The sequence below is a fragment of the Nonomuraea sp. NPDC059194 genome, from assembly GCF_042754765.1.
Taxonomy (GTDB): domain Bacteria; phylum Actinomycetota; class Actinomycetes; order Streptosporangiales; family Streptosporangiaceae; genus Nonomuraea.
The window spans coordinates 31,627-43,724 of record NZ_JBHZBH010000045.1 but is presented as its reverse complement, the minus strand read 5'-3'; the positions used below and the strand labels follow the sequence as shown (position 1 = coordinate 43,724).

Genomic DNA, 12,098 nt, shown 5'->3' with positions numbered 1-12,098 from the left:
ACCGTGGGAGGGCCGCATGAGAGAGCACCTGCATGCGGAGTGGACGAAACTCCGCACCCTGCCCGGCACCGGCCGGCTGCTGCTCACGATCGTGGTGCTGACCGTCGCCGTCAGCGTCGCGGCCTCCGCCGTGGTGTCCTGTGCCGCGGCAGGCTGCGGCTACGACCCCGCCAAGATCAGTTTCTTCGGGGTCCAGGTGAGCCAGGCGGTCGTCGCCATCCTGGCCGTTGTGGTGATCAGCGGCGAGTACGGCACCGGCATGATCCGCCTCACCCTGACGGCCATGCCGCGCCGGACCAGTGTCCTGGCCGCCAAGGCGATCATCCTGGTCGGCCTGACATTGATCGTCGGGAGCGTCGCCGTGCTCGCCTCGGCGCTGGCCGCGCGGCGCATCCTGCTGGGCAACGGGTTCACCGCCGACATGCTGATCCTCACCAGCGGCCCCATGCTGCGCGCCGCCGTCGGCTCGGTTCTCTACCTGGCGCTGATCGCCCTGTTCAGCCTGGGGGTCGCCACCGCCGTACGGGACTCCGCCACCGCCATCGGGGTCGTGCTCGGCCTGCTCTACCTCTTTCCCGCGCTCATCCTGATGATCTCCGACGAGGACTGGCAGCGGCTCCTGTGGCAGCTCTCCCCGATGAACGCCGGGCTCGCCGTCCAAGCCACCACCGACCTCGCCGCCCTGCCCCTCAGCCCGTGGGCCGGCCTGGGCGTCCTCGCCGCATGGGCCACCGCGGCTCTCCTGGGCGGCGGGCTGCTGTTGCGGGCACGCGACGCATAACGGCAGCGGATCCTGGCGTCGGGTGGCGGCGGTACGGCGCCGCGAGGTCTCCACCGGGCGGAGGCATCACCTGCCGGTCAGGAAGGCCAGGGCGTCGGGGGCGAAGCGCCTGTCGGTGAAGGTGCGATCATGGCTGCGGCCCGGGTAGACGAGAAGCCGGGCATCGGGGATGCCCTCGACCGTCTGCCGGGCCAGCTCCAGCGGGTAGACGACGTCCTTGTCGCCCTGGATCAGCAACGTGGCAGCCTTGATGTCGTGGAGCCGTCCACGCAGGTCGAAACCGTCCTCGGCGTTGAGCACGGTGATGGCGTCGGTGTAGTCCTGGTGGCCACCATCCGATAGCCACAGCAGGCCCTTGAGTAGTCGCCGGCCGATCGGCGATTCGGTGACGATCTCGGCCAGCGCGGGGCTCGGTCGTCTGCCTTGGCGTGCGCGTTTGATGTAGGCGCGCTGGGCTCGCCTGCCGATCGGGCCCAGCGTGCCGGCCGTACCGGCGAGAACCAGGCGATCGACCAGGTCGGGATGGTCGGCGGCGAGCTGGAGGGCGATGGCGCCGCCGGTGGAGATGGCCAGCATCTTCACCGGGCCCTCGAAGGTGGCGGCGATCGCCTGCGCGTGGACGGCGGCGAGGTCGGCCATCGTCGTGGCCGGTGGCAGGCCGGGTGGGCGGGTGACGACGTAGACGGTGAAGTGCTTGGTGAAGGGACGCACCAACCGCATCGTGGACCAGCGTGCCAGGCCGGTCGGGCTGGCCGCCTGAGGGGTGTGGAGCAGGACGATCAGAGCCGGTCCCGCACCGGCCGACAGATACGGCAGCCCGTTCAGCATGAGGTGATCCCTTCGGTGACCGCGTCGATCAGGCGGTCCATCACGGCCGGGTAGACGGCGCCCAGGTGCTCGGCGTGCAGGGGGGTCAGCAGGACCGCGCGCAGCACGCCGAGCAGGACCTCGGGGTCGCCTTCCCCGTGGGTGCCGAGAACGTGGGTGCCGAGAACGCGGGTGCTGAGGAATCGGGTCAGGTCGGCCATCGGGCCGCGCTCGGCGGCGGCCATGCGCTCGGGGGTGAGCTTGGCCGCGACCGCTGCCATCTCCTGGGGGTGGGACATCAACCGCCGGTAGAGCGGGTTGCCGTCGAGTTCGGCGACGGTGGCGCGCAGGAAGCGCCGCAGCGCGTCGCGGGTGTCGGTGCCGCGGTTGAGCCCTTCGTCGATCACTCGCCGTCGCACCTGCTCGTTCTGCCGCAGCATCGCCTCGAGGTACAGGTCCTCCTTGGAGTCGAAGAACGCATACAGCGATGACTTGGCGATGCCCGCGGGCGCGGTCAACTCTTCCAAGGACGTCTTGCGCAGGCCCTGAGCGGAGAAGAGGCGGGTGGCCGTGTCGATCAGCTGCTCGGTGATCCGTGACCGCTCCTCCTCGGAGAACGCCGGTGGCATAGGTAACTCCATATGAACAGATTGGTTTTTTGTTCACACCATAGCCCTCTACTCGGGTCGACGCGACGACCCGTGGATGGCCCACCGGCGACGCGGACCGGAGGAGGGGCGACCAGGCTCCCGACCGGTCGTGGGGCGGCCGGCGAGCGGGATCAGCGGGCGAGCGGGGCGGCGGGGATGGTGAGGGACGTGGTGGTTCTGGCCGTGGCGCCCTTGCGGGAGATGTAGTCGAGCGTGCGGAAGTCGACCGACAGCTCCGACGCGGTGAGCCTGGCGGCGATGTAACCGCGCCGCTGGTCGATGTAGGAGATGTGCGGGTTCTCCGCCAGCGCGTCGGCGATCCACGCCTTGTCGCGGTAGCCGTCGCCGTCGCTGGCGATGGACGAGGTGACCAGCTCGCGGGCGACCACCGGCGAGGAGGGGTCGTCGAAGTCGAGCCTGAGCTCGGCCGCGTGGTGCATGTGCGCGTCGCCGGTCAGCACGACGGGGTTGGACGTCTCCCGCATCCAGCCGAGCAGCCGGGCGCGTTCGGGCGCGTAGCCGTCCCAGGAGTCGAGGTTGACCTCGCGACCCGGCCCGGCCTTGTAGTCGCGCTGCGCCATGATGATCTGCTGGCCGAGCAGGTTCCACCGCGTGGTCGAGGCGCGCAGCCCCTCCGACAGCCAGCGCCGCTGCTGCTCGCCCAGGAGCGTACGGCGGGCCGACAACCGCTCGTCGCACGAGGCGCGCACCCCGTCGAGGCAGGCCTGGTCGTCCCTGAACTGGCGGGTGTCCAGCAGGTGGAAGCGGGCCAGCGTGCCCCACGAGACGCGCCGGTTGACGCGCAGCACCGCGCCCTGGACGCTGGCGCGGCGCAGCGGCATGTTCTCGTAGTAGGCGCGAAAGGCCATCGTCCTGCGCCTGGCGAAGCCGGCGGCGCCGGTGCTGGAGACGGGTCCGGCCCAGTTGTTCTCGATCTCGTGGTCGTCGAAGGCGACCAGCCACGGCGCGACGGCGTGCGCCTTCTGCAGGTCGCGGTCGCTCTTGTACTGCGCGTGCCGCAGCCGGTAGTCGGCCAGCGTCTCGCACTTGCCCGGCGTGTGGGTGCGGACCCTGCCGGCGAGCGCGGTGTAGCCGCTGGGGCCGTACTCGTACAGGTAGTCGCCCAGGTGCACGACCAGGTCGGGCTCCTGCTCGGCCAGGCGGCGGTAGGCGGTGTAGTAGCCGTGCTCGTAGTGGGCGCAGGCGGCCACGGCGAAGGTGAGCGGCTGCGCGCCGGTCGGGGTGGTCCTGGTACGGCCGGCGCGCGACACCTTGCCTTCGGTCCTGAACCGGTAGAAGTACTCCCGCCCCGGCTGCAGCCCGCGCGCCTCGACGTGGACGCTGTGCGCGTCGGCGGCCCTGGCGGTCGCCGTACCGGACTGGACGATCGTGGAGAAGCGCTCGTCGGCCGCGATCTGCCAGTCGACGTCGAGGGAGCGGGAGGGCATGCCGCCGCGCCCGTCCCCGCTGAGGGGGTCGAGCGCGAGCCGCGTCCACAGCACGAAACCGTCGGTGGTGGGGTCTCCCGAGGCGACGCCGAGCGTGAACGGGTCACCGGCGAGGGCTCGGGAGGGCGGAAGGAGGAAGGAGGCGGCTGTCGCGGCGAGGAAGGTTCTGCGTTCCACGCCCCAGGTATGTCCTGCTCCGCTGACCCGGTCGTGACCGCCGCGTCAAGCGGAGGTGAACATCACTCCTCCAGCCAGGTGAGCAACTCCTTCGCCGATGCGGCCGCCTGTTCTTCGCCGAGCTCGGTGAACAGGTCGACGGCCTCGCGGTTGCGCTGGAGCGCCTCGTCCTTCCTGCCCAGCGCGTCGAGGACGCGCGCCTCGTCGTAGGAGAGCACGGCGAGCTGGAACGGATCCCGCGTCAGCGTTCTCGCCCCGGCCAGAACCTCGGCGGCGGCGTCGCTCTGGCCCGCCCAGTGCAGCGACATGGCGTGCCGGCGGGTCACCCTGGCCTGGTCGTCGGTGCTGCCGGAGGCCGCGTAGTGGGCGGCCGCGGCGGCGAAGGTCTGCGCCGCCTCCTGGTCGCGGTCCAGCTCGTCAAGGATGTTCGCCGCGGACTCGGCCGCCCTGGCCGACTGGATCGGGCTCGCGTACATGGGGACGAGCGCGGTGAAGTCGGCGAGCGCGGCTGACGTATCGCCCATCAGGCGCAGCGCGTTGGCACGGGTCCACATGAGAGCCGTGGTGTTGGTCAGGTCGTCGGGGTCGAGGACGGCCAGCGCCTCCTCGGCGGCGATGGCCGCGTCCATGGGCCGCTCCCCCGCCAGATAGGCGGCGGCCAGGTCGACCCTGGCGAGGGCGGCCCTGTCCGCCTGGCCGAGCGCGGTGAACATCGCGACGGCCTCGATCAGGTCGTCGGTCGCCTCGATCTCGCGGTCCACCGCGACCAGCACCTCGCCCCTGGAGGCGTGCGCGACGGCGCGCAGCTCGGCCTGCGAGCGCGGTGCGACGGCCAGCACCTCGCCGAACGCGCCGAGCAGCTCGTCCAGGTTGCCGCCGTGCCGTTGGATGAGCTGGCCGTGCAGCAGCGCGGTCTTGGCCAGGACGAGCACGTCGCCGTCCGCCCGCAGCGCCTGCCGGGCCGCGCGCGCGGTCTCGACGGCGCGCTCAGGGTCGTCGTGGACGAGGAGGTTGGCCAGCAGCGAGAGGTGAGCGCCGTCCTTCGACCCGTCGAGCAGCGCGACGGCCTCGTCGACGCGGCCCGCGGCGGCGTACATCTGGGCGAGCCGCGACATCGAGGCCCCCCGCTGCCGCTCGTCGCCGTTGACCGACAGCCATCTGTGCGACTCCTCCACCAGCGGCAGGCCGTCCGGCGTGACCATCCCGAGCCTGCCGAGCGTGGCCTGCCGTCGCCCCTCGTCGCCCGCCAGCGCGTGCAGGTCGGCCGCGTGGCTCCAGAGCTCGCGCGCCTGCTCCACGTCGCCCTGGACGGCCGCGGCGAAGCCGAGCCCGTCGGCGCGCCGCCCGTCCGGCTCGCCGCCGACCTCGTCGTAGCGCTCCCACGCGGCGAAGGCGGCGTCGTGGTCGCTGCGCTGCCACGCCTCCTCAGCCAGGTCGAGCAGCTCGGCGGTGGTCGCGGTGGCGGGCGGTGCGGCCACCGGGGCGGAGGGGATCACGACCCTGCGCGCGTGCGGGGTCAGCGGCAGGTGCTCCACCAGCGGCTCGGCCGCCAGCCGCACCTCCAGCCTGCGGCTCTGCTCGCCGGTGCCGTTGCGGGCGTCGAAGCGAGCGGCCAGGGCGCGGGCGTCGGCCTCGAGTTCCTCACGCAGGCGGCCGACGGGCACGTCCGTGCCGTTCCTGCGCACGGTCAGCCCGCCATGGCCGAGGTCCTCCAGGCGGCGCAGCAGCAGCGCCGCGCACCCGGCGAAGTGCATACGGTCGCTCGGCGTGGGCGAGCGCTCCAGCAGCGGCAGCTCGCGCTGCAGGATCTCCAGGCCGCGGGTCTCGTTGCCGGTGAGGGCGCAGAACTCCATGTGGTCGCCGAAGTCGTCGACGTAGTTGGCGTCACCCTGGACCAGCCGGTAGGCGCGCAGGTGCGCGGCGGCGGCCTCGTCGAGCCGCCCCGTCCGCACGTACGGCAGCAGCAGGTTGCTGAGAATGCCCTGCGGCTGGACGTGGCAGGTCAGCTGCCCGGCGACGACGGGGGCGGCCAGCTCGATGGCCTCCTCGTCGCGGCCCATCCACGACAGGTGCCACACCTTGCCGCTGGGATCGCAGCCCTCACAGTCGGACATGTCGTCACGAGGGGTGGTCTGCCACAGGTGGAACCATTCGTCGGCCGCGGCCCCGTCGCCGATGTGCTCGGCGACGTAGGTGCGCTGGGTGTGGACGGCGTGCAGGCCGTAACCCGCCTCGACGTAGCGGCGCTCCATCTCCGCCAGCGCGTCGTAGGCCCGCTGGAGCGGGATCTCGGGGAAGCGCCGCATGTCGCTGACGATCCACTTGAACTGCCACAGCAGGCTGTAGGTCTGCCAGTCCGACCAGCGCCCGGGGTCGGCGTCGTACTCGGCGACGCTGCGGGAGAAGGTGGCGAACGACTTGGCGGGCTCGGCGCCGTACTGGTAGGCCTCGGTCAGCTCCAGCCGTACCTCGAAGGCCAGCTCGGGATCGTGGCCCGCGGCCTTGAGCGCCTGTTCGAGCAGCACGGACCTGGCCTCGCCGTACGGCATCTGCCGGGCCTGGTCCAGCATCTCCTCGATGTCGGCCATGGGGGTCACTCCTTGCCCAGGACGGCCCAGTCGAGCAGGCCGAGGAACGAACGGTTCAGCGCCGCGGTGTCGGCGGCGCGCAGGGGGTGGTGCCCGTGCAGCAGCGCCATGCCGTACAGCGCCTCCACGGCGGTGGCGGCCAGCGACAGGTCCTTGAGCAGGACGACGCGGCGCACGAGCGGGTTGCGGTGGTTGAGCACCAGGCGGGGACGGTCGGCGGCGACGCTCTTCTCCATCGCGCCGAGCACGTCGGCCCACAGGTCGTCGGCGCTCTCCTTGGCCTCGCGCAGCTCGGCCTGGTGCTCGGCGGCCCTGCTGGTCAGGTAGAGGGCGGGCAGGGAGGCGGGGTCGAAGTCGCGCAGCACCGCCTCGCAGCCGAGCGGGTCGAGCACGCGGGCGGCCGCCGCCAGGAAGGGCCTGGCGGCCAGGTCGGCGCCGGGATCGACGGGGCCGAGGTGGGTGGCCAGCTCGCCCGGGTCCAGGCGGTCGAGGCGGATGTCGGGGTCGATCCGCTGCAGCCGCGCCAGGATGTCGCCGTCGTAGACGTAGCCGCCGTTGACCAGGCCGACGCCCTGCGCGCCTGACACGGCCGACAACTGGCGGAACTCGTCGACGCTGGAGGTGAAGCGGCCCCGCGGGTGGCGCGTCCTGAACTGGGCGAGCGTCATCGGGCCGTCGCTGGTCTCGAACTCCAGCCACCTGTCGACCAGGCGCAGCATGTCGTCGTCGTGCAGGGCCAGCGCCTTGACGCCGAGGTGGTGCAGGCGCAGGAAGGCGCGCAGGCGGGCGGGGTCGGTCTCGGCCAGCCTGACGAGCCATTCGCGCAGCTGGCGGCCGAGCTGGTCGCGGGTGTGCTCCAGCAGGTCGTCCTCGTAGAGGGCCTCGCGGCTGGCGGTGGGGCGCAGCTCGCCCGCGTCGAGGACGCAGCGGGCGAAGAACGCCCATTCGGGCAGCACGCCCTCGGCGCGCTCGGTGAGCAGCATGCGCTTGAGGTAGACGCGGTGGGTGGCGCGCGCGGTCGGGTTGGCGGGGCTGGGCAGCACGAACGCGACGCCGGACAGGGCGGCCTCGGGGACGTCGAGGTCGATGACGTCGAAGGGGGTGAAGCCGAACAGCCGCCTGCCGTACTCCAGCAGGGCCGTCCTGCGCGCGTCGGGCGAGTCGTGCGGGGACAGCCAGGGCGGATCGGCCGTCGTCGCGACGCCGTTGACGGTGACCGCGATCGGCAGCAGCGAGCCGTACAGGGCGGCCAGTTCGGTGACGGTGCGCGGGTCGGTCCACTCGGCGGCGTCCCTGCGGGCCTTCAGCGTGACCGTCGTGCCGGGCTCGGGCCGCTCGGCCTCGGCCCGCGCCACCCGGTAGGTGCCGTCGGACCTGCCGGTCCAGCTCACGGTGGGGGCGCCGGTGACGGACCTGGTCTCGACGTGGATCTCGTCGGCCACCAGGAATCCCGACAGCAGGCCGATGCCGAACTGCCCGAGGAACTCGTGCCTGGCGAATCCCAGCTCGTCGCGCTTGGACGAGCGGCCGATGGTGGCCAGCAGGGTGTGCACCTCGTCCTCGGTGAGGCCGACGCCGTTGTCGTGGACGCGCACCTGTCCGTCGGCGACCTCGATCGCGACCCGGCCGTCGCCTTCCGCGCGGGCGGTGATGGCGTCGGCCGCGTTCTGCAGCAGTTCGCGCACGTAGACGCGAGGACTGGAGTACAGGTGACGGCTCAGCAGATCGACGACGCCACGCAGGTCCACTTGAAAGGCGTTTTCCACCCCGGACACTATGCCAGGTATGGCCGCAGATACTGATTTATCGCACTACAGCCCAGATACTTCTCCGCGGTGTGGAAGTCGAGCCAGTCCAGGTTGACCAGCGCCTCGACGTCGACTCCGGTGAAGCAGTCGCGCAGCGCGGGCGGGATGGCCGCGATGTCGTCCTTGTCGGCGATGTTGACCCAGCGCCGCACGCCCTTCGGCCGCTCGCCCCGGCCGTCGACCGGGGCGGGCAGCAGGTGCTCGAACACCACGTTGCGCATGCCGAGCGGGCTGCCCAGGGTGACCAGCAGGTCCACCTCGATGTCCGGATGGGCGTGCAGCGTCTCGTAGGCGACGACGCTGCCCAGCGAGTGGGCGACCACCACCCTGGGCGCGCGCCGCCTGATCACCTCGGCCACCTCCTCCTGGCACCGCTCGCGCCTGACCGTGTCGGTGAGGTAGGCGGCGACCTCGGGGCAGAACAGCGCGGCGAAGGCCGCGGCCCTGGTGTCGAGCCTGGTCAGCAGCCAGCCGGTGAACGCCTTGAGCGCCCCCGTGAACGTCTCGCCCAGGCCGAGCTGTTCGGCCCAGGCGACGAACACCTGCTGCTCGCCGGCCGCCATCGACTCGACCGGCTTGGCCGTCCCCTGGCCGTTGCGGCCCTGGTCGTTGAGGTGGTGGGCGTAGTAGGCCACCTCGGCGAAGTAGGCGCAGGGCGGGCCGCCCAGCCCGGCGCCGAGATAGCGGTCCCACTTGACCCGCATCGCCTCGGCCGCGCCTTCCGCCGACCGGCCGGCCCGCACGTAGTAGTCGTACTTGCCGATGCCGTGCACACCCACGATCCCCGCCATGATCACTCCCCACTGTTCCGGGACATGGTGCCACGCCCGGCTTGCGGAAGGGTTGCGGGGAAAATCTGGTTGCTGTGGGCATATGTCACCCAGGTACGGTTTCCGGGTGAAGGAGGTGTTCCGATGACCGGCCCATTGATCGTCAACGACTCGATCGCCATTCCCGGTGACGAGCTCGTGTGGCGCTTCTCGCGTTCGTCAGGACCGGGCGGTCAGGGGGTGAACACCACCGACAGCCGGGTCGAGCTGCTGTTCGACGTGTCCGCGAGCACGGCGATCCCGCCCGCGCTGAAGGCCCGCGCGCTGGAGCGGCTGCCGTCGCCGGTGATCACGGTGGCGGCGTCGGAGTACCGCTCCCAGCTGCGCAACCGCGAGGCCGCGGCGCACCGGCTCGCCCAGCGCGTCCGCGAGGCCATCGCGCCGCCGCCCAAGCGGCGCCGGGCGACCAAGCCGAGCAGGGGCGCGGTCGAGCGCCGCCTGTCGACCAAGAAGCACCGCTCGGACCTGAAGCAACTGCGCCGCGGCCTCTAGCGTCCCTGCTCGGACACGGGGTACCTGATGAGCGTCTTCATCTTCTCCTCCGGGGTACGGCCGGGCACCGACAGGTAGATCTCGTGGTGCCTGCCCGACACCACCAGACCCCGCTCGGCGACGAAGGCCATCAGCTTCTCCACGGTGGCCGGTTCGTCGCGATAGGGCCCGACGTGCAGGATCTGCGCGCATCGCCCCTCGGCGAGCGTGTCCAGCCGTACCCCGGTGACGCCCTTGGCCGCGCAGGCGGCGGCCACCATCTGCGCGGTGGCCTGGACCGGCTGGAGGATCATCGCCGTCCAGCGCAGGCTCGCCCGGTCGTCGGGCGAGCCGTCCCACAGGCCCTCCAACGGCGCGACCGAGTACGTCAGCGACGGCTTGAGTTCCTTGCGCACCGCGTAGGCCACGCCGTACAGCGCGGCCACCGTGTCGCGGTAGGTCTCGCCCGACGGGTCACCCACGCCGTCGGCCATCAGGTACGGCAGCGCGGGCGCCTCGATGAGGCAAGCAGCGGCCTTGGCCGCGAACAGGTCTCGATGAATCGTCTTCACACCGACAGGCTGGTCTCTCCCACGAGGGGAGAGTCAAAACCTATGACGGCGGTTTCCTGCGGAAGATCACGATGAGCACGCGCAGCACCAGCACGGAGCTGATGACCAGCAGGTTGTAGCCGATCAGCTGGAACAGCGACATCTGCCCGGTGACGACCATCGGGCCGCCCTCGATGCCGAGCAGGATCACCGCCATCAGCCCTGCCGTCGCCCCCAGCACGGTCAGCAGCGCCTGGTGCAGCAGGTGGGTGACGAACGTGCGGTCGCGTTCGTCACCGAGCAGCCGCACGTTCATCGAGAACCTGCCGTGCTCGGCCGCGCTGGCGATCCGCTCCACCCGCCTGGGCAGGCGCCGCAGCATCGGCAGCAGCGCGGTGACCTCCTGCGCCACGGCCTCCTTCACGGTCTCCGGCTTGACCTGCTCGGCCAGGTAGCGTGCGGCGAACGCCCTCGCCTCGCCGATGAGGTTGAACCCGGGCGAGAGCCGTACCAGTGTGCCTTCGAGGGTGGCCAGCGCGCGGAAGACGGCCGCGACCTCGGGCGGGATCGACAGGCCGTACTCGGAGACGATCCTGAACAGGTCGGTGAACATCGCGACGCTGTCCGTGCCGGGGCGCAGGTGCCTGGCCATGAACTGGCCGAGCGCGCGTTCGAGCGCCGCCTCGTCGATGTCCTCGGGCCTGGGCACGACCTCGAGGAGCGCGTCGGTGACGCCGAGCGGGTCCTGCCGGTCCATGGCGAGCAGGAAGCGCTGCAGGGAGGAGCGCAGCGAGGCGTCGAGCCGTCCGACGGAGCCGAAGTCGAGCAGGCCGACCGCGCCGTCGGACAGCAGCATGATGTTGCCGGGGTGCGGGTCGGCGTGGAAGACGCCGTCGAGCAGGATCTGCCGCAGCAGGCAGTCGAGCAGCGTGCGGGCCAGCGCGGGGCCCTCGGCGGCCGGGGCCGTCGCCAGCGGCTTGCCCGACAGGCGCTGCATCACCAGCACCCGGTCGGTGCACAGCGGCAGGTGAGGGGTCGGGTAGGTCACGGAGGTCGCGCCCGCGGCCGCCACGGCCGCCATGTTGCCCGCCTCGACGCGGAAGTCGAGCTCCTCGCGCAGCGCCACGGCGAAGCCCTCGGCCAGCTCCCTGAGGCCGAGCGACCTGCCCCACTTCGTCCTGCTTTCCAGTGTCACGGCCAGCCTGGCGACGATATCGAGGTCCTTGGCGACGACGGGCTCGATCCCCGGGCGCTGCACCTTGACGACGACCTCCTCGCCGCTGTGCAGACGGGCGGCGTGGACCTGGGCGATCGAGGCGGCGGCCAGCGGTGTGCGGTCGAAGGAGGCGAACGCGTCGACGTCGACGACCTGGGCGATCTCCTCCCACGGCGCGGGCTTGACGTGGTCCTGCAGCCGGCCGAGCTCCTCCACGAACTCGGCAGGCAGCAGGTCACGCCTGGTGGACAGCACCTGCCCGAGCTTGACGAAGGTGACGCCGCCGTCGTCGAGCGCCTCGCGCAGCGAGCGGGCCAGCCGTACCCTGCCGCCGCTGTCGCCAGGGCCGTCGCCCCTGCCCCGCAGGTACGGCCCCAGGCCGTGCCTGAAGGCGATCCTGGTGATCTGGGAGTAGCGGCGGGCGCGTGAGACGCGCCCGCGCAGCGACCTGACCAGCTCGATCGGCCCAGGGATGGATCCCGGCGGGACGAGCGCCTCGGCGATCACCAGGATGACCATGGGGATCAGCACGACGCACATCGACACCAGGATCAGGATCCACAGCGGGCCGACGCTTGGATCCTCGTTGAAATCGAGGGTTCTGAACGGCTGCAGGACGGGCTCGATGAACACCGGGGCCAGCGACAGAGCCAGGAACACGGCCAGCGCCGTGCGTAACGGCCCGAACCTGACGCCGAGCAGCCGCTGCGCCGCGGTCGCGAGCAGCAGCAGCATCACCGCGAGGGGAACGGCCAGGAGGAAAGCCACCGC

At 71.7% G+C, this 12,098-nt stretch carries 10 protein-coding genes; 2 read left to right on the top strand and 8 right to left on the bottom strand.

The window, feature by feature from the left end:
• Positions 1-16 precede the first annotated feature (16 nt).
• Positions 17-781 carry an ABC transporter permease gene (locus ACFXJ8_RS36975; RefSeq protein ID WP_379649089.1) on the top strand — a complete coding sequence of 255 codons (765 nt, stop codon included), beginning with the start codon at positions 17-19 and terminating at the stop codon, positions 779-781.
• 66 nt (positions 782-847) lie between these two features.
• Here the strand turns inward: ACFXJ8_RS36975 and ACFXJ8_RS36970 are convergent, their stop codons facing one another.
• From ACFXJ8_RS36970 to ACFXJ8_RS36945, 6 genes are all read right to left on the bottom strand, one after another.
• Positions 848-1,609: an alpha/beta fold hydrolase gene (locus ACFXJ8_RS36970; RefSeq protein ID WP_379649087.1), complete on the bottom strand. Its 762-nt coding sequence runs from the start codon at positions 1,607-1,609 to the stop codon at positions 848-850.
• Positions 1,603-2,217 carry a TetR/AcrR family transcriptional regulator gene (locus ACFXJ8_RS36965; protein ID WP_379649086.1) on the bottom strand — a complete coding sequence of 205 codons (615 nt, stop codon included), beginning with the start codon at positions 2,215-2,217 and terminating at the stop codon, positions 1,603-1,605. Before ACFXJ8_RS36965 ends, ACFXJ8_RS36970 begins: the two co-directional genes overlap by 7 nt.
• Before the next feature lie 152 nt (positions 2,218-2,369).
• Positions 2,370-3,863: an alkaline phosphatase D family protein gene (locus ACFXJ8_RS36960; protein WP_379649085.1), complete on the bottom strand. Its 1,494-nt coding sequence runs from the start codon at positions 3,861-3,863 to the stop codon at positions 2,370-2,372.
• Between the two features lie 62 nt (positions 3,864-3,925).
• Positions 3,926-6,451: a hypothetical protein gene (locus tag ACFXJ8_RS36955; protein WP_379649084.1), complete on the bottom strand. Its 2,526-nt coding sequence runs from the start codon at positions 6,449-6,451 to the stop codon at positions 3,926-3,928.
• Between the two features lie 5 nt (positions 6,452-6,456).
• Positions 6,457-8,217, bottom strand: a complete 1,761-nt coding sequence (locus ACFXJ8_RS36950) for an HSP90 family protein (protein ID WP_379649083.1) — start codon at positions 8,215-8,217, stop codon at positions 6,457-6,459.
• Between the two features lie 8 nt (positions 8,218-8,225).
• Positions 8,226-9,050, bottom strand: a complete 825-nt coding sequence (locus ACFXJ8_RS36945; RefSeq protein ID WP_379649081.1) for a hypothetical protein — start codon at positions 9,048-9,050, stop codon at positions 8,226-8,228.
• A gap of 123 nt (positions 9,051-9,173) precedes the next feature.
• Here ACFXJ8_RS36945 and arfB point away from each other — a divergent pair, with 123 nt between their 5' ends.
• On the top strand, positions 9,174-9,581 hold the full coding sequence (gene arfB / locus ACFXJ8_RS36940; RefSeq protein WP_379649079.1) for an alternative ribosome rescue aminoacyl-tRNA hydrolase ArfB: 408 nt from the start codon (positions 9,174-9,176) through the stop codon (positions 9,579-9,581).
• Here the strand turns inward: arfB and ACFXJ8_RS36935 are convergent.
• Together ACFXJ8_RS36935 and ACFXJ8_RS36930 are read right to left on the bottom strand one after the other, a co-directional pair.
• On the bottom strand, positions 9,578-10,132 hold the full coding sequence (locus ACFXJ8_RS36935) for a GyrI-like domain-containing protein (RefSeq protein ID WP_379649077.1): 555 nt from the start codon (positions 10,130-10,132) through the stop codon (positions 9,578-9,580). The genes arfB and ACFXJ8_RS36935 overlap by 4 nt on opposite strands.
• Positions 10,133-10,172: 40 nt before the next feature.
• Positions 10,173-12,095 (bottom strand): ABC1 kinase family protein, encoded by a 1,923-nt coding sequence (locus ACFXJ8_RS36930; protein WP_379649075.1) that lies wholly within the window; start codon positions 12,093-12,095, stop codon positions 10,173-10,175.
• Positions 12,096-12,098: the final 3 nt, after the last annotated feature.

Excerpts from the sequence above, each read along its gene's own strand:
- ACFXJ8_RS36975 (WP_379649089.1), top strand. The coding sequence starts at position 17 with ATGAGAGAGCACCTGCATGCGGAGTGGACGAAACTCCGCACCCTGCCC.
- ACFXJ8_RS36970 (WP_379649087.1), bottom strand. The coding sequence starts at position 1,609 with ATGCTGAACGGGCTGCCGTATCTGTCGGCCGGTGCGGGACCGGCTCTG.
- ACFXJ8_RS36965 (WP_379649086.1), bottom strand. The coding sequence starts at position 2,217 with ATGCCACCGGCGTTCTCCGAGGAGGAGCGGTCACGGATCACCGAGCAG.
- ACFXJ8_RS36955 (WP_379649084.1), bottom strand. The coding sequence starts at position 6,451 with ATGGCCGACATCGAGGAGATGCTGGACCAGGCCCGGCAGATGCCGTAC.
- ACFXJ8_RS36945 (WP_379649081.1), bottom strand. The coding sequence starts at position 9,050 with ATGGCGGGGATCGTGGGTGTGCACGGCATCGGCAAGTACGACTACTAC.
- arfB (WP_379649079.1), top strand. The coding sequence starts at position 9,174 with ATGACCGGCCCATTGATCGTCAACGACTCGATCGCCATTCCCGGTGAC.